General features: G+C 61.7%; 19 protein-coding genes and 1 pseudogene. 6 read left to right on the forward strand and 14 right to left on the reverse strand.

The genetic code is table 11. From position 1 onward, the window contains the following. Positions 1-11: 11 nt before the first annotated feature. Positions 12-368 carry a DUF6572 domain-containing protein gene (locus ACZ5BO_RS12970; protein ID WP_464700222.1) on the reverse strand — a complete coding sequence of 119 codons (357 nt, stop codon included), beginning with the start codon at positions 366-368 and terminating at the stop codon, positions 12-14. Between the two features lie 540 nt (positions 369-908). Here ACZ5BO_RS12970 and ACZ5BO_RS12975 point away from each other — a divergent pair. Beyond that, positions 909-1664: pseudogene (locus ACZ5BO_RS12975) on the forward strand (MCP four helix bundle domain-containing protein); the annotation flags it as partial. 66 nt (positions 1665-1730) lie between these two features. Then, positions 1731-2519, forward strand: a complete 789-nt coding sequence (locus ACZ5BO_RS12980) for a methyl-accepting chemotaxis protein (RefSeq protein WP_464701252.1) — start codon at positions 1731-1733, stop codon at positions 2517-2519. A 620-nt stretch (positions 2520-3139) separates the two neighbouring features. Here ACZ5BO_RS12980 and ACZ5BO_RS12985 read toward each other — a convergent pair. Beyond that, positions 3140-3598, reverse strand: a complete 459-nt coding sequence (locus ACZ5BO_RS12985; RefSeq protein ID WP_025130085.1) for a hypothetical protein — start codon at positions 3596-3598, stop codon at positions 3140-3142. 32 nt (positions 3599-3630) lie between these two features. Continuing rightward, a complete protein-coding gene (locus ACZ5BO_RS12990; RefSeq protein WP_025130084.1) occupies positions 3631-3999 on the reverse strand; it encodes an antibiotic biosynthesis monooxygenase family protein in 369 nt (122 codons plus the stop codon). 131 nt (positions 4000-4130) lie between these two features. Between ACZ5BO_RS12990 and ACZ5BO_RS12995 the strand changes: the two genes are divergently transcribed. Next, positions 4131-4565: a MarR family winged helix-turn-helix transcriptional regulator gene (locus ACZ5BO_RS12995; protein ID WP_019094724.1), complete on the forward strand. Its 435-nt coding sequence runs from the start codon at positions 4131-4133 to the stop codon at positions 4563-4565. A 244-nt stretch (positions 4566-4809) separates the two neighbouring features. Here the strand turns inward: ACZ5BO_RS12995 and ACZ5BO_RS13000 are convergent, their stop codons facing one another. The 7 genes from ACZ5BO_RS13000 to ACZ5BO_RS13030 form a co-directional block, all read right to left on the reverse strand. Then, positions 4810-5517: a DUF1266 domain-containing protein gene (locus ACZ5BO_RS13000; RefSeq protein ID WP_464700225.1), complete on the reverse strand. Its 708-nt coding sequence runs from the start codon at positions 5515-5517 to the stop codon at positions 4810-4812. A gap of 71 nt (positions 5518-5588) precedes the next feature. Beyond that, complete coding sequence (locus tag ACZ5BO_RS13005; protein WP_464700227.1) at positions 5589-5861, reverse strand: DUF5339 family protein; 273 nt, start codon at positions 5859-5861, stop codon at positions 5589-5591. A gap of 491 nt (positions 5862-6352) precedes the next feature. Beyond that, positions 6353-6754, reverse strand: coding sequence for a type II toxin-antitoxin system HicB family antitoxin (locus ACZ5BO_RS13010; RefSeq protein ID WP_464700229.1), 402 nt, complete (start codon positions 6752-6754; stop codon positions 6353-6355). Positions 6755-6792: 38 nt separating this feature from the next. After that, on the reverse strand, positions 6793-6975 hold the full coding sequence (locus ACZ5BO_RS13015; RefSeq protein WP_077935001.1) for a type II toxin-antitoxin system HicA family toxin: 183 nt from the start codon (positions 6973-6975) through the stop codon (positions 6793-6795). Between the two features lie 142 nt (positions 6976-7117). Next, positions 7118-7816: an arsenical resistance protein ArsH gene (arsH, locus tag ACZ5BO_RS13020; RefSeq protein ID WP_025130082.1), complete on the reverse strand. Its 699-nt coding sequence runs from the start codon at positions 7814-7816 to the stop codon at positions 7118-7120. A 9-nt stretch (positions 7817-7825) separates the two neighbouring features. After that, positions 7826-8296, reverse strand: coding sequence for an arsenate reductase ArsC (locus tag ACZ5BO_RS13025; RefSeq protein WP_025130081.1), 471 nt, complete (start codon positions 8294-8296; stop codon positions 7826-7828). 63 nt (positions 8297-8359) lie between these two features. Then, positions 8360-8707 carry a metalloregulator ArsR/SmtB family transcription factor gene (locus tag ACZ5BO_RS13030; protein WP_025130080.1) on the reverse strand — a complete coding sequence of 116 codons (348 nt, stop codon included), beginning with the start codon at positions 8705-8707 and terminating at the stop codon, positions 8360-8362. Between the two features lie 219 nt (positions 8708-8926). Here ACZ5BO_RS13030 and ACZ5BO_RS13035 point away from each other — a divergent pair, with 219 nt between their 5' ends. Continuing rightward, positions 8927-9472 carry a hypothetical protein gene (locus ACZ5BO_RS13035; RefSeq protein ID WP_025130079.1) on the forward strand — a complete coding sequence of 182 codons (546 nt, stop codon included), beginning with the start codon at positions 8927-8929 and terminating at the stop codon, positions 9470-9472. A 254-nt stretch (positions 9473-9726) separates the two neighbouring features. On the opposite strand, the gene ACZ5BO_RS13040 is transcribed toward ACZ5BO_RS13035, so the two are convergent. Genes ACZ5BO_RS13040 through ACZ5BO_RS13050 form a run of 3 tightly spaced genes read right to left on the reverse strand, consistent with a single transcriptional unit; the run spans position 9727 to position 11250 of the window. Then, entirely contained in the window at positions 9727-10158 is a 432-nt protein-coding gene (locus tag ACZ5BO_RS13040; RefSeq protein WP_025130078.1) for a carboxymuconolactone decarboxylase family protein, read from the reverse strand. Between the two features lie 28 nt (positions 10159-10186). Then, positions 10187-10807, reverse strand: coding sequence for an FMN-dependent NADH-azoreductase (locus tag ACZ5BO_RS13045; RefSeq protein ID WP_025130077.1), 621 nt, complete (start codon positions 10805-10807; stop codon positions 10187-10189). Further along, complete coding sequence (locus tag ACZ5BO_RS13050) at positions 10804-11250, reverse strand: GNAT family N-acetyltransferase (protein WP_464700234.1); 447 nt, start codon at positions 11248-11250, stop codon at positions 10804-10806. Before ACZ5BO_RS13050 ends, ACZ5BO_RS13045 begins: the two co-directional genes overlap by 4 nt. Before the next feature lie 87 nt (positions 11251-11337). Between ACZ5BO_RS13050 and pdxR the strand changes: the two genes are divergently transcribed. After that, positions 11338-12741 (forward strand): MocR-like pyridoxine biosynthesis transcription factor PdxR, encoded by a 1404-nt coding sequence (gene pdxR / locus ACZ5BO_RS13055; protein ID WP_464700236.1) that lies wholly within the window; start codon positions 11338-11340, stop codon positions 12739-12741. Between the two features lie 409 nt (positions 12742-13150). Here pdxR and ACZ5BO_RS13060 read toward each other — a convergent pair whose 3' ends face one another. Next, on the reverse strand, positions 13151-14344 hold the full coding sequence (locus ACZ5BO_RS13060) for a hypothetical protein (protein WP_464700238.1): 1194 nt from the start codon (positions 14342-14344) through the stop codon (positions 13151-13153). Between ACZ5BO_RS13060 and ACZ5BO_RS13065 the strand changes: the two genes are divergently transcribed. After that, positions 14325-14912 carry a hypothetical protein gene (locus ACZ5BO_RS13065; RefSeq protein ID WP_169894078.1) on the forward strand — a complete coding sequence of 196 codons (588 nt, stop codon included), beginning with the start codon at positions 14325-14327 and terminating at the stop codon, positions 14910-14912. The two genes, ACZ5BO_RS13060 and ACZ5BO_RS13065, sit on opposite strands and share 20 nt — an antisense overlap. The last annotated feature ends 52 nt before the right edge of the window (positions 14913-14964 follow it).

The raw sequence follows: 14964 nt of genomic DNA on the forward strand, positions 1-14964 counted from the left end.
CAGGGGGCGAGCTACAGGCTGGGAGCTTCTGCGTTCACTTTGAGCTCGAAATCGAAGCCGATGCCGCGCTCGTTGAGGATCTCGGTAATGCGTTTGAAAAACCAATCGACCTGCTCTGGCAGTTCGTGCAAACCCAGCACTCGGATAATCAGGTGCTTGCCGCAGGCATCGGGGATTTCGCTGTAGATCTCGTCACTTTCGATAAAGGTGATGTAGGTGTTGATCTTCTCTTGCAGCATGAGCAGGTGTTCGCTGTGTGCCGCTTCGTCACCCCATTCGAGGGGGTCGACCATGATCAACAACAGGCTGTCGGGCGCGGAATTGGGGATTGCCCAGATATCGATGACTGCTGGATTGGTGATGGACATTGCTGATCCTTCAGAACGTGGGGGGGCGGCATTGTATGCCATAGCGACTGGTTTCTTCAGGGGGCAGTCGGTGGTCGCCGTTCTGGCGCGTGGGCGAAGCCAGGGTGGGTTTGCCGGGTCTTGCCTCGTTCAGGCGCAACCTTGTCGAGCGGGCGGCGAGGGGTTTTTAACCGCGATCGGATCGACGGTAGTGACAAAATGCCATCATCTGCTATGGCTTGTTAGGCCCCCCGGTGGATACACACCGGGCTCCAGGTGCCATTGCCCAGAACAATCGAGACGGCGCGGGCCGCGTTATTCGACTTAACTGATGCTCACCCGCCCAGGGGGTGGTTCATGGGCGCAGAAGGACGGAGTGGGGCCTGCGATCCCGACAGGCCTGGATTGACCCGAGTGAGTATCGACGTTGCCGTGCCGGGTGGGCCGCTGACCCAGTCGTCGGCTTGTTTGCCGCTCTCTGACACTCAGTCGATAGCGTGGAACGACAGCAGGGAAGTACCGACCATTCTATTAGAGAGATAAAACATGAACGTCAGGACAATGAATCTTGCACCCAGGTCTGCCGCCTTTTTCTCGCTCATTGTCCTGGTGGTGTTCGCCCTGGGCATTGTCGCGGTGCTGCAAATGGGCAAGCTGCGAGACTCCGAGCAGGATGTCGAAACCAACTGGATGACCAGCATCCGCGAGATCGGCAAGATGAAGACCGGCGTCTTGCGCCTGCGTCTGGAAAGCATCCGCATCACCGTGACCACCGACGAACAGCAGCGCCAGACCCGCATCGCCTCGTTGAGCGGTTATCGATCCACCCTGCAGAACACCATCAGCCAGTACGAACCCCTGATCACCGGGCCGGCGGAGCGTGAGCTGTACCAGGCGGTAGCGACCGATGTGCAGGGCTATTTCAAGCTGCTGGACGAGCTGGAGCCGCTGCTGCGCAGTGGCGACAACGCCGCGGCCATTGCCTTGATCAATACCCGCATCAGCCCCATGACCAATGCCATGCAAGAGAAGATGGACAAACTCTCGGACTTCAATGACGAGGGCGCGAGGCAGGCGGGGATTACTGCCGCGTCGGTCTACAGCGGCGGCCTGACCCTGGTGCTGGTGTTGATGGGGGTGACCGTGGTGCTCACCGTGGTGCTGGCCACCGTGCTGACCCGCAGCATCACCTCACCCATCAGCGACGCCCTGGCCGTGGCCGAACGCATTGCCGGCAGCGACCTGTCCCGGGAGATCGGCGTCAGTGGCCGCGATGAAGCCGGCCGCCTGCTGGCCGCTCTGGCGCAGATGCAGAGCAACCTGCGGGAAACCATCGCCCACATCGCCGATTCCTCCACCCAGCTGGCCTCGGCCTCGGAAGAAATGACCGCCGTGACCGAAGACGCCAGCCGCGGGCTGGTGCGGCAGAACGACGAAGTCAGCCAGGCGGCCACCGCCGTGACCGAAATGAGCGCGGCGGTGGACGAGGTGGCGCGCAATGCCGAAGCTGCCGCCCAGTCTTCCCGCGAGTCCATGGAATTCACCCGCTCCGGCATCGACAACGTGGCCCAGACCCTGAAAGCCATCGAAGGCCTGGCCGGCAACGTCGCCAGCACTGGCGAGCAGGTCAAGGCCCTGTCCAGCCGCGCCCAGGACATCAGCAAAGTGGTGGAAGTGATTCGCGCCATTGCCGAACAGACCAACCTGCTGGCCCTCAACGCCGCCATCGAAGCGGCGCGGGCCGGCGAGCAGGGCCGCGGCTTTGCGGTGGTGGCCGATGAAGTGCGGGCGCTGGCCCACCGCACCCAGCAGTCGACCCAGGAAATCGAACAGATGATCACCGCGATCCAGGCCGACTCGACCCACGCGGTGAGCGCCATGAACGTCAGTGCCGAGATGGCCAACAGCTCGATTGCCGTGGCGCAGAACGCCGACCAGTCCCTCAAGCAGATTGCCCAGGCGATTACCCAGATCAACGAACGCAACCTGCTGATCGCCACCGCCTCGGAAGAACAGGCCCAGGTGGCGCGTGAAGCGGACCAGAACCTGACCAGCATTCGCGAGCTATCGATCCAGAGCTCGGCGGGGGCCAGCCAGACGGCCAGCGCCTGCGGGGAGATGGCCAATCTGGCGATCGAGTTGAACCGATTGGTGGCGCGGTTCAAGGTTTGAGCGCGTTTTTTTTGCCCTACGATGGCCTGTCCCCTCCGTAGGCGCTGGCTTGCCAGCGAAGGCGCCGGCCCAGGCGCTGCATGGCTTACGGACCTCTTCGCCGGCAAGCCGGCTCCTACAGAAATGCGTGCTGGTCGGGCCACCGTAGGAGCTGGCTTGCCAGCGAAGGCACCCGTCCAGGCCCTGCATGGCTTACGGACCTCTTCGCCGGCAAGCCGGCTCCTACAGAGATGCGTGCTGGTTGGGCCCCCGTAGGAGCTGGCTTGCCAGCGAAGGCGCCGGCCCAGGCGCTGCATGGCTTACGGGCCTCTTCGCCGGCAAGCCGGCTCCTACAGAGATATGTGCTGGTCGGGCCCCCGTAGGAGCTGGCTTGCCAGCGAAGGCGCCCGTCCAGGCGCTGCATGGCTTACGGACCTCTTCGCCGGCAAGCCGGCTCCTACAGAAATGCGTGTTGGTTGGGCCACCGTAGGAGCTGGCTTGCCAGCGAAGGCGCCCGTCCAGGCGCTGCATGGCTTACGGGCCTCTTCGCCGGCAAGCCGGCTCCTACAGAGATATGTGCTGGTTGGGCCACCGTAGGAGCTGGCTTGCCAGCGAAGGCGCCCGTCCAGGCAACGCATGGCCTACCGGCCCTGAGGCATGGCCCTCTGCAACCGACCGCTAAGCCGCAAACCATCGCGTACGTTCAACCCCATCAAGGTGAGGTTGGTGGCCCCAGCGATCAGTTCGATGATCTGCACCAGGTAAAACCCCGTGTCGAAGCTGCCTGCCGACGCCCATTGGTTGAGCGCAATTGCGCAGGGCACGAGCAGCAACAGGCCGTTGGCGGCAATCAAGGGCATGCGCTTTTTCTTCGAGGCGATCAGGCGTCCCTGTCGTGCCCGGCTCAGCCCCATGCCGCTGGCTCCCGCCAGGGCCATCGCCGGGATCAGCACCCAGAGCCCGGGGCTGACGATCAGGTGCTTGAGCTGAGCGATGGAATGCCGGCTTCCCATGCTTTCCACCAGCAGGGTCGAGACAAAGAACGTGGCGATGCACAGCAGGGCCAGCAGGCTGGCGCTCAGGTGGAGTCGTTTGAGCATGGGGCGCTTCCCGTCAGTCGATTGGGCTGTGTTCACACTGTGCAGATATTCGGCACGGCGACCTTGGTGAACAGATGGGGCATGGCCAGGGCACTGGAGGGGTAGCGGCCCAGGGCGTTGGCGAAATCCGGGTGGCTGAAGGCTTCGCGAAAGCGCTCCACCGACTCCCATACCGCGTAGTTCAAGAACATGCAGCTGCCACCTATGGCCTGATGGAGCTGGGTGGAAATGTACCCGGCACGCTGCTTCATCCAGTTGGCATCCAGCTCCCAGGCACGCAGCAGGTCGGGGATATCGTCCTGGTCGACGGTGAACAGGTTGACCAGCACCACCGGCGATTCGCTGCACTGGAGTTGCTGGTGAATGGGAACCACGGGATCGAGCGGGCGGATGGACAACATGACGGTCTCCATAATGTAAACATGATGACAAAGTGGTGCGATGGGCAAAACTAGCTCGATTGACATCATCATGTCAATATGGAAAAGTTCGCGGCATGAAAAAACCAAACCACACCCCCGCTGGACGCGCCATGACCGATCTGGTCCTCGAACTCTTTCGAGCCAGTGCGCGCATGCTCACCGCAGGCGACCGCCTGGTGGCCGAGATCGGCCTGACCAGCGCCCGCTGGCAACTGCTTGGCACGATCGTGGCTGCCGAGCGGGCGCAGCCGGTGTCATGGATTGCCCGCGACATGGGCGCCAACCGGCAGAATGTTCAACGCATCGTCAATGACCTGGTGAAGGATGGCCTGCTGGAATTCCAGCCGAATCCGCACCACCGCCGGGCGCAGCTGGTGCTGCTGACGGCGGCGGGAAAGGCCGCATTCGATCAGGCATTGAAGCTGCAAGCGCCCTGGATCAACGAGCTGGCGCAAGGGCTGGAGGTTGAGGAGATCCAGACCACCCAGCGTGTTCTGAACCAGCTGCGCAGCAGACTTGAGCAGGATCAGGATCAGGCGGACTGAGGGCTCGGCAGCGGTTACCAGCAGCCAGTGCTGATAATGCATTGAGGCTGTTATGCAGCGTTCGCCAGCGGCACGGGCCTCGACCGGCAGGCAGCAAATCGCTGCAAGGTGGCGATGATTGCAGGGCTGCACAAGCCGCGGGGAGGGAACAGCTACCCGTTGTGGTTAACGGGAACTGGAAGGTCATAGGATATTGTGCGCCGGGTGCTTGTGAAGCCTCCGGCGCAAGGGTGTCTTGCAGGTGTTATTTGTACGAGTACTTCAAGTAAATATCGGTGTCCTGGCTGCCCCTGGCTTTGCTGTTGAGGACGTATTTGGCCATGGAGCCGATGTCGTCAAGCTCGAAGCCGTGAAGGGTCCTGCCAAGCAAAAAGGATACGGTGTAGTCCTCCCAGCCTGCTCCAAGCCGGCTGGCGGTCTCGGCAGATTCGTGGATAAAGGCCCAGGTTTCCTGTTCTGTCAGATACCCCGCCCAGTAACACCATCTGGCCAACGACACCGCTCTCATGGTGTCCCAGGCAAAGGTGGATTGGGTATTTTCTACCGTCGCCAGTGAGATGCCCAATTCTTTGGCGATGCTCTTCTGAACGGCTTTGACCTCGGGAAGCGGGGCCTCGATATGTTGATCGAGATCTTTGCTCCTGGAGAGGTTGGCCAGCTCGCTCAAGGTTTCCTTCGCGCTGTCGGAGTTGTCGATCTGCCATTCGCTCCTGAGTCCTGAGATGTATTTATCCAGGTTGTCTTCTGGAAGGATGGTCAGGATCTTTTCAAATCGATTGCTAAATAGAATTCCACCAAATGCCAATGCTCTTTTTTGCTTTTCGTCGAGTGGGGCATTGGAGTGCCGCGATTTGAAGTGTGTGAGCTGGCTGGATTTCTTGCGTTTCATGAACAGGTAAAGTACGGCCAGGTATACACAGAAAATACCGGCAACCAAGATGACTATATTCATTGTTGTGGTTCTACAGGAATACTGCTGATGACGTGAAGTGGCACGTACAGCGGGTATACGTGTCTATTGAATTACTTCTTGGCCGGCATATTGGTCATGGCCTGCTTCATCATCTCGGAAGCTTGCTTGCACGCCTGTTCTTGAGCTGTGCTCGGCATCGACATCATTTGTGTTTTTGCTGCTTCATATTGCGCCTTCATTGCTTCACCTTGAGGGCTGGCTGCCACCAACTCATCAATTTGCTTGAAGTATTCGTTACAGGCGGGGCCGAGATCGGCGGCCATGGTCAGGCTCGACAGGCTGAGTGCAGTTACTGAGACGATTGAAACGAGAGTTTTTTTCATGGAGTACTCCTCGAAAATATAATTATTTAAGAGGGAATCCTGATGGTGAACGTCAGTATTAGATATAAGAAAAGTCTCAGTGCTTAGTAGTACTTTACGCAGGTTTGTTTTCAGCTAGTTGTTGAAGCGCTCATTGGCGGAGCGGGGATGGGAGGGCGCTGGCTTGCCAGCGAAGGCGCCGGCCCAGGCGCTGCATGGCTTACGGGCCTCTTCGCCGGCAAGCCGGCTCCTACAGAGATGTGTGCTGGTCGGGGCCCCGTAGGAGCTGGCTTGCCAGCGAAGGCACCGGCCCAGGCGATGCATAGCTTACGGACCTCTTCGCCGGCAAGCCGGCTCCTACAGAAATGTGTGCTGGTTGGGCCCCCGTAGGAGCTGACTTGCCAGCGAAGGCGCCGGCCCAGGCGATGCATGGCTTACGGACCTCTTCGCCGGCAAGCCGGCTCCTACCCAACGGCGTTCTGCGTTCGTGCTGTGCGCTCTTGAATCTGTGCTTAGCGCCCGAGCTTTTCCAGCGCCGCATCGGCCAGAAAGGACGAGCGGCTCTTGATGTTGTGCGCTCGGACAAAACGGTCGATCTGCTGAATCACATAACCGGGCAAGGTCACGTTGACCTTCTCGGTCTTGCCCAGGTAAGGCGTGATGTCGATCTCCAGCAGGCCCCAGCCCATCCCCTGGTAATCAGGATGGGCGCGGTGCGTTTGGGTGGCAGAGGGCAGGGGAATGGCCTGCCCGGCGCGGGCCAGCTCTTCGAGCATGAGGTGGGCAATCTCGACGGCGGCGCTGTAGGCGGCCTCGAAGGTGTCGCCGGCGGTGACTGCGCCGGGAATGTCGGGAATCTGGATGCCAGTGGCCGTGTGCTCGTCGCCCCACTCGATGCAGATGGGATATTGCACGGGGATCTCCTCAAAACAGATGCGAAGGGTGATGGGCGCTAGAGCAGCCCGGCCAGTTTCCTGATGGCCCGGACCGTTCCCCGTGGCAGATCCTTCTTCGGATGCGGCACGGGAACGGTGTTGGGCCGGTAGGGATGCTGGAACAGATGATGGCTGCCGGTGACTCGCTCCAGCACCCAGCCTGCGGCTTCAAGCTCCTTGATCAACAGTCTGCTTTGCACCTCCATCTCCTGGTCGGGGTGAGAGGCGCTTTATAACTCCAGGCGCATAGTAGCGCAGGTTCAATTGTGTGTCTGGAGTTATGTATCTTGCTTTTGCTAGGCAGGCTTCTCCTTCAGGCTGCGAAGGGGTCTTTGCACCCCTTCAGATTGAACGCTGGTTGACCCGGGCCATCAGTTGCTCGGCGCTTTCCTTGCGCTCGGAATAGCGGTCCACCAGAAACGCCTGGCGGTCGCGCAGCAGCAGGGTGAACTTCACCAGCTCCTCCATCACATCCACCACCCGGTCGTAGAACGGCGAAGGCTTCATCCGCCCGGCGTCGTCGAATTCCATGTAGGCCTTGGGCACCGAGGATTGGTTGGGGATGGTGAACATGCGCATCCAGCGTCCGAGCACCCGCAGTTGATTGACCACGTTGAACGACTGGGAGCCGCCGCAGACCTGCATCACTGCCAGGGTCTTGCCCTGGGTCGGACGCACCGCGCCGAGCTCCAGCGGAACCCAGTCGATCTGCGCCTTGAACACTGCCGACATCGCCCCGTGGCGCTCTGGCGAACACCAGACCTGGCCTTCCGACCACAGCACCAGCTCCCGCAGTTCCTGGACCTTGGGATGGTCCGCCGGGGCATCGTCGGGCAAGGGCAAACCGGAGGGGTTGAAGATCCGCGTCTGGGCACCGAAATGCTCCAGCAGGCGCGCGGCCTCTTCGACCAGCAGCCGGCTGAAGGAGCGCTCGCGGGTGGAGCCGTAGAGCAGCAGGATGCGCGGCTGGTGCGCGTCCGGCGTCGATGCGGGCGTGCCGTCGAACAGGTTCAAGTCCAGGTTGGGCAGGTGCTCGGACATAGGTCCTCCTTAGAGCGTACCGATGCGATCGAGCTCGGTCTTGAGCTGATCGCGGCTGAGGTGGTTGAAGGGCAGTGCGAAGAAGGCCGTGCAGCGCTGCTCGATCTGCGCCAGGGTGGCGCGGAATGCAGCGTCGATCGCTGCCTCTTCACCGCGCACATCGGACGGGTCCGCCAGCCCCCAATGGGCCTTCAGCGCCGGGCCGAAATACACCGGGCAGCTTTCACCGGCCGCCTTGTCGCAGACGGTAATGACAATATCCGGCGGGTTGTCGGCGAAGGCGTCATTGCCCTTGCTGTACAGGCCGTCGGTGGCGATGCCGGCTTGCTGCAAGGTCGACAGACTACGTGGCAGCACCTGGCCCTTGGGGAAGCTGCCGGCGCTGACCGCCGCGAACCCCTCGGGCGCCAGGTGGTTGAACAGGGCTTCGCAAAGAATGCTGCGGCAACTGTTGGCCGTGCACATGAACAGGACTCGCATGGGAAGGCTCCTCCGCTTGGGGCGGACGTCAGAGGCTCAGGCGCAGGGCCAGGGCCGAAAGGGTCAGCAGCAGGCGGCTTCGCGAACGGGGCGGCCATCCATGTTCTGCAGGCGCGCGGCGTTGTCCTTGAGCCAGGCGGTGTTGGCCTTGGCCGTCACCTGCAGAATCTCCTGGACCCAACCCGGCAACTCGGGGTTGAGGCGGTAATACACCCACTGGCCCTGACGGCGATCGAGCAGCAAGCCACTGCTGCGCAATTGCGCCAGGTGGCGGCTGATTTTCGGCTGGCTGTCGTCGAGTGCACACATCAGCTCGCAGACGCACAGCTCACCCTGATCGGCGATCAGCAGGGTGGCGCGCACGCGGGTTTCGTCGGCCAGGCTTTTGAAGACTTCGGGAGGCGTGATCATGCTCGCTCCTTGTATGTGGAAAATCGAATATACGGATATCCATATGTATAGAGCAAGCCAGAAATTGTCGAGCCGCGACTCTGGCTCGGCAGGAGGGGCTTTTCATGGACGTGCACTGCCGCCCAATGCACTATTGCGACGGATTTTTCAGCCAGCCATTACCCGCTCGTCGAAGACAGCGCCCTCGACGGGCCCCATGCCAAGGAAGTCATCAGATCCATGACCGTCAGCGAACTGCTTGCCGCCATTCGTAAACCCTATGTCGAGACCCTGGCGCGTATCGCCGCAGAGGGGGCCGCGCATGTTGAGCCGGCCTACCGGAACAGCGACGGCTCGCTGGCGGTTGAAGGAGCCATGGCCACACCTTGCCGGGTGGACGTGATTGCAGCCGAGAGTGGGGAACCGGTGCAGGTCGACTCCGAAGCCGAGCTGGGCTTTGAGCCAGTGCGTTTTGCGATTGAGCAGATGGCAGTGGGGATCTCGCCCTTTGGCTGGGACTGGTTGCCCCTGGAAGTGCAAGGCTTGAGCCTTGAGCAGGCCTCTGAAGTGATTCGCACGTGGTTCTTTGCGTGGTTCGATGGCGAAGATGAAAACCCGCCAACCGAAGAAGGGCTGCAAGGGGTGCTGCACTTTGTGTCGGACCCGGAGGCTACGGAGGAGGGGTACCGGTTCAAGATTGACTTGGGATCGGTTCCAGCAGAAGTGCTGGAAGAACTGCTGTTTGCATTGGCCGATGCCGGCGCCACCGGAGCTTTCCTCGGATAAAGAGGGGCGCCAAACGGCGCCCCCTCGACCGACTGATATCGCCCACCTGCAACCGATCCCCTGTAGGAGCTGGCTTGCCAGCGAAGCTCACCAACGATGACGCGCAGGCACCTGCCTACCGCGTGCACCTGGAGGCGGGTGGCGGCCAACCCGGCACCCTGCCGGGTTACCCACGGCTCAATGCCTGCCTTCGACCATCCTCTCTACAGGGGCCGGAAGCCCCAAAGCCAACACTGTCAACGGCGACCTCACTCTCAGAGCTTCATACCCACCGCCAGCCGGTTAAAGGCGTTCATCAAAGACACGGCCAAGGTCAGGTCGGAAATCTCAACCTCGCTAAAGTGCGCTTTCAGCGGTTCGTACAGCTTGTCCGGCGCGCCCTTGTCGTGGACGTAGGTGAGGGTTTCGGTCCAGGCCAGGGCCGCGCGCTCGCGTTCGCTGAACAGTTCGCTGACCCGCCAGCCGGCCAGGCAATCCAGCTTGTCTTGCGCCACTCCACACTCGCGCAGGGTCTGCGAGTGCTTGCCCAGGCAGAACGAGCAGCCGTTGATCTGCGACACACGCAAATACACCAGTTCCAGCAAGGGCAAGCCCAGGTGGCTGGCGGCCAGGGCGCTGTTGGTGGCGAGCAGGCCTTGATAGGCGGCCGGCGACAGAGTGGCAAAGGGCAGTCTGAGTTGGCTCATGGTGAAACTCCGATAGGGGAAAAAGTGATCAAGCACAAACGAGAGGGTTGAACAGTGGCTGCAAGGACAGTGCGCTGCGGGCCTCTTCGAGGGTTGCACCCACGGCCTCGTCACCGAACACCAACCCCTGCAGATAAGTGAACTGCAGGTCGAACAGGCCGAGGGTGTTCAGCACCTGGCGCAGGTAAGGCGTCAGAAAATCCGGTTGGGCTGCCCGTTCGCCCTGGTGAAAGCCGCCGGAACTCACCAGCACATGCACCGGGCGGTCCTTGAGCAGGCCAACCTTGCCCTCTGGGCCGGAGCTGAAGGTACGGTGAATGCGCAGCACATAGTCGATCCACAGTTTGAGCGCCGCCGGCAGGGTGAAGTTGTGCATGGGCGTGGCGATGAGCAGGGCATCGCAACGCTCCAACTCACGAATCAAGCCTTCGGACACCTCGAACAGCGGCGCGTCGAAGGGCGTGGCGGTGGTCAGGGCGTGGGCGTAGTCCAGGCCCAATGGTGGCAACGGCTGCGCACCCAGATCGCGCTCGACCAGTTCAAGGTGCGGATAGCGTTGGCGCAGGGAGCTCACCAGTTCCAGTGCCAGCTGGTTGCCACGGGAAACTTGCCCACGGGGGCTGGCGTTGATCAGCAGCAGGTTGTTCATGCCGGCTCCCCACCCTGAAGTCGCTGGGTGAAGTGCATGCCCCGGGCCAGCAACCCCTGACGAAAATAGAAGCGCTGGGCCAGGGGCATATGCAGGCCGGTATCCAGCACGAAGTGCTCGCATTGATGCTGCACGGCCTCATCCCGCACCGCGCTCAACAGCCGCGCGCCCAAGCCGCTGCGCTGAAGGTCTGGGCTCACGACCAGGTCGTCGACGTAGATGAAACGCCCGTAGAGCAGGTTTTCCAGCTCGCGGTAACCCGCCAGGCCAACGATGCGCTCTGCGTCCCACGCGCCGAGCAAACGGTAGCCCTGCTCGGTTTGCCGGGCCAATTGGGCGACATAGGCCGCCGGGCTGGTGAGGTGGGGGCGCAAGACACGCATCAAGTCAAAACTGGCCGCCAGGGCCGCTTCGCTTTCGAGGTGTTGAAGGGTGTAGGGCATGTCCGTCATCCGCTGAAAAGAGATGACCCACTTTAGAAGGTCGATGGCTTAAGCTACAGAGCCAAAAAATGCATAAATGACTAGGCCATGATCCTTCCTTTCGAATTGGACCGCAGCCAGACGGCGCCGATCTATCGCCAGCTTTATCAGCGGTTTCGCGAGTCCATCGCCGATGGCCGCCTGCGCCCGGGGGACCGCGTGCCGGCGGTTCGCGCCTTGGCGGCTCAGCTGAACCTGGCGCGAGGCACTGTGGAAGCGGCCTACCAGTTGCTGATAGGCGAGGGCTACCTGATTGCTCGCGGGGCCGCCGGGACCATGGTCACACCGCAACTGGCGCCGGTTGCCGCGTCCATAGAACACGCCCCGGTGATTCCAACCACCTACCAGGCCACCCATGCCGGCACGCTGCCGTTGCCGCTGCAAATGGGCCTTCCGGCACTGGATGCCTTTCCGCGCAAACTCTGGACCCGCCTGGCGGGCCGGCAACTGCGACAGACGGGCCTCGAAGGCCTGATCTACCCGGACTCGCGCGGCTACGCCCCGTTGCGCGCGGCCATTGCCACCTACCTGGGGATTTCCCGGGGCATCAACTGCCAGCCGGAGCAGATTTTCGTCTGCGCCGGCTACCGCGCCTGCCTCGACCTGATCAGCCACACACTGATGGGCCCGGGCGCCACCTGCTGGCTGGAAGAGCCCGGCTACTTCATGGCCAGGAGCGCACTGCTGGAAGCCGGCGCACAGCTGGTGCCGGTGCCCGTGGACGATCAAGGCCTGGACGTCGCCCAAGGCATCGCTCGCGCCCCAGAGGCCGGCTTTGCCGTGGTCACCCCGACCCACCAGAGCCCGCTGGGCGTGTCGCTGTCGCTGCCGCGGCGCCTGGCCTTGCTGGACTGGGCCAACCGTCAGGGCAGCTGGATCATCGAGGACGATTACGACAGCGAATACCGCTACCAGGGCAAGCCCTTGCCGGCCCTCAAGAGCCTCGACCAGCAGGGCCGCGTGCTCTACACCGGCACCTTCAGCAAAGTGCTGTTTCCAGGGCTGCGCCTGGCCTACCTGGTGGTGCCCGCCGAACAGACCCCAGCGTTCGCCCGCCAGGCGGATCGTTTGCACAACCACTGCCCGCACCTGCTGCAGGCGACGGTCGCGGCCTTTCTCAACGAGGGGCACTTTGCCCGGCACCTGAACAAAATGCGCGGCCTGTATGCGCATCGGCGGCAGTGGCTGGTGGAGGCGTTGCACCACGAGTTGGGTGGGCGTTTGCAGATAGATCCGCAGGCGGGGGGCATGCATGTGGTGGCTGGGCTGGGGGAGGGGGACGACGTGCAGATTGCCCAGCGGGCTCGGGAGGAGGGGATTGCGGTGGAGCCGCTGTCGCAGTGGTATCTGGGGGAAGGGGGGCGGCAGGGGTTGGTGATGGGGTTTACCAATGTGGTCAGTGCGGAGCAGGCGGCGAGCGTGGCGCTGCGGTTGGGGCGGGTTGTTGGGTGAAAAGGAGGAAGCTGGCGATTTCGCAGCGAGTCCTGTAGGAGCTGGCTTGCCAGCGAAGCTCGCCAACGATGACGCGCAGGCACCTTCTTTCCGCGTGTGCTTGGGTACGGGGGGGGGGTAGATATCCGTTGCTGCGGTCACGGCCGCTTAGGGTTCCGCTCTTACAGCGGGTCACTTTTGAAAATCCGCAATATTGGCCAACCCAAAGTAACCAAAGGCCTCCTGCCCCCGTATCCGGCCCCTCGCCTAGGCTCGGTGTTCCCTCACTCCGGCATTGCTCCGGGGGCACGCCGCCACAGGCCATCCCTGGCCTGATGGCGGCTAGCTCGGCATTCATGCCGAGCTGCCCCCTGCTCAGGGCTAAGGCGGCATACGTGCGTCGGCCAGTATTTTCAAGCCGACCCCCGATTCAACGTTGCCAGCAGGCCGTGAAACGCTTGCACACCTCAAAGCGCTGATCCAGATCGGCCATGCGTGCCTGATGTGCGCTCAGTGTTTCCTTCAGCAGTGCTTGCTGGGTTCGGTAGTAGTACTCGAGCATTTCATTATTGGTCGACATTGCCTTGCTACGGTCGGCCGCTTCGCTGTCGGGCAGCAGTTCCTTGATCGCAGGGGTGTCGAGCAGACCCAGACGGTTGCCGTAGTAATCCTTGTACAACTGCAATGAACGGGCCTTGGTGCCCCTCATCTCATTGGCGAACTGCTCCAGGTTCTGCTGATACTCAGTCCAATAGGCATCGGGCAGGCTGAAGGCGAGGCGCTGTTTGCGTTCCGCTATGGATTTGTCGAGCAGTGATTTCTGGTCCGAAGGGGAGTCCTCGGCGTCGGGCTTCATTTTCGCGACGACACTCGCGTCGACGATCTGCGCGATCAGCGCTGCACGTTCCGCTGACTGCGGTTGTGCTTCGGCGGGCTTGGGGAAAATAGGGTTGTGGCCGACGCAGGCGGGCAGGCCTTTGTTGGTCAGCACGATCGGCGAGCGCACAGTCTTGCCATCGATCTGGCGCAGACGGCTAAGGGTGACCTGGCAAGTGCGACCTACTTGGCGGAAGTCCGCTTCGTACTCGCCGCCGCTCTGCGGGGTGAAGTTGAACCCCACGGTGCACACGCTGCCGGTGCTCAAGGTATTGGCTCGCGCGAATAGCTCATGGCCCGGTTGCAGCCGCACTTCCAAGTAGGCCTTGGCATCCTCGGGTGCAGCGGCACTCATGGCTGCCCGTCGCCGGGTATTGGCGCTGAACAGGTTATTGAGCAGCCCTGTGGTTTGGCCGCCGCAGTGTTCGGCATCGAACAAGTCGAGCGTCGAGCTGTCACTGCTGCTGATAAAGCGCAGCTTCGCCGCATCGGGGGCACTGGCGTCCGGGTAGGTGCCATTGAAACTGCACCCGCCAAGTACCAGCGCGGCAATGCTTACAGCGCCACGCACGCGCCATTGGGAAAAACAGAACATGTTGATAGATCGTCCTTGATGCACGGATGGGCGAAAGGCCATCATGCTAAAGAAGGCAGTCGCTACCGTCCAGCGCGCCTGTCGTCCCTGAATTTCTCTGGGTTTTTTCTTTGTCTCCCACCGAGGTAGCGGAATGTTTGGCTCGCGCAACATCTTTGCAATTGGCCTGATTGGATTACTGGCCGGTTGTTCGTCAATGCCATCTGAAATGGCGTTGAATTCGCCTGTTTACAACGCGCAAAACGCGGGTCTAGTGGTCGGCACGCTGCTGGAAGGCGGCCCCTACGGAACCTACCTTGAATTTCGCGATATCAAGAGCGACAAGACTTATGGCTGGGGACCCAAGGATGATTACTCGGCATGGCTACCTGCCGGTGACTATGAAGTGAGCCGCCTGGGTCACCGTCGCGGGGTCATGGGGGCTTACTCCAAACCGCTGCGTTTCACCGTCACCCAAGGGCAGCTCAATTACCTTGGCGAGATGGTCTACGGCTGCTCGGCCGTCGCGCAACCGGCTGCGGTGTACGGCGTATTGAACTGCGGGTTCCTCGCGCTTGGCGAATGCACCGTCCCTAGCCCTAGCGTGAACGTATGCGTGGTGGACCGCCAGGATCAAGCGATCAGGCATTTTTTGCAGCAACACCCCGAGCAAGCCCCTTTGCCCGTGCGTAACGCGGTCATGTCGGCAGCAGCCTCTGGATCGAGCGTCCGCTTTCCCTAGGTTTTGTGCGAAAAGTCGGTGTGGGTGGAATTACCGCCATGATTGGCTGGAG

Source organism: Pseudomonas sp. FFPRI_1 (assembly GCF_055384485.1).

Coding starts and splice junctions, on each gene's coding strand:
- ACZ5BO_RS12970 (WP_464700222.1), bottom strand. CDS start 368: ATGTCCATCACCAATCCAGCAGTCATCGATATCTGGGCAATCCCCAAT.
- ACZ5BO_RS12980 (WP_464701252.1), top strand. CDS start 1,731: ATGACCGCCGTGACCGAAGACGCCAGCCGCGGGCTGGTGCGGCAGAAC.
- ACZ5BO_RS12985 (WP_025130085.1), bottom strand. CDS start 3,598: ATGCTCAAACGACTCCACCTGAGCGCCAGCCTGCTGGCCCTGCTGTGC.
- ACZ5BO_RS12990 (WP_025130084.1), bottom strand. CDS start 3,999: ATGTTGTCCATCCGCCCGCTCGATCCCGTGGTTCCCATTCACCAGCAA.
- ACZ5BO_RS12995 (WP_019094724.1), top strand. CDS start 4,131: ATGACCGATCTGGTCCTCGAACTCTTTCGAGCCAGTGCGCGCATGCTC.
- ACZ5BO_RS13000 (WP_464700225.1), bottom strand. CDS start 5,517: ATGAATATAGTCATCTTGGTTGCCGGTATTTTCTGTGTATACCTGGCC.
- ACZ5BO_RS13005 (WP_464700227.1), bottom strand. CDS start 5,861: ATGAAAAAAACTCTCGTTTCAATCGTCTCAGTAACTGCACTCAGCCTG.
- arsH (WP_025130082.1), bottom strand. CDS start 7,816: ATGTCCGAGCACCTGCCCAACCTGGACTTGAACCTGTTCGACGGCACG.
- ACZ5BO_RS13025 (WP_025130081.1), bottom strand. CDS start 8,296: ATGCGAGTCCTGTTCATGTGCACGGCCAACAGTTGCCGCAGCATTCTT.
- ACZ5BO_RS13030 (WP_025130080.1), bottom strand. CDS start 8,707: ATGATCACGCCTCCCGAAGTCTTCAAAAGCCTGGCCGACGAAACCCGC.
- ACZ5BO_RS13035 (WP_025130079.1), top strand. CDS start 8,927: ATGACCGTCAGCGAACTGCTTGCCGCCATTCGTAAACCCTATGTCGAG.
- ACZ5BO_RS13040 (WP_025130078.1), bottom strand. CDS start 10,158: ATGAGCCAACTCAGACTGCCCTTTGCCACTCTGTCGCCGGCCGCCTAT.
- ACZ5BO_RS13045 (WP_025130077.1), bottom strand. CDS start 10,807: ATGAACAACCTGCTGCTGATCAACGCCAGCCCCCGTGGGCAAGTTTCC.
- ACZ5BO_RS13050 (WP_464700234.1), bottom strand. CDS start 11,250: ATGCCCTACACCCTTCAACACCTCGAAAGCGAAGCGGCCCTGGCGGCC.
- pdxR (WP_464700236.1), top strand. CDS start 11,338: ATGATCCTTCCTTTCGAATTGGACCGCAGCCAGACGGCGCCGATCTAT.
- ACZ5BO_RS13065 (WP_169894078.1), top strand. CDS start 14,325: ATGTTTGGCTCGCGCAACATCTTTGCAATTGGCCTGATTGGATTACTG.
- ACZ5BO_RS13060 (WP_464700238.1), bottom strand. CDS start 14,344: ATGTTGCGCGAGCCAAACATTCCGCTACCTCGGTGGGAGACAAAGAAA.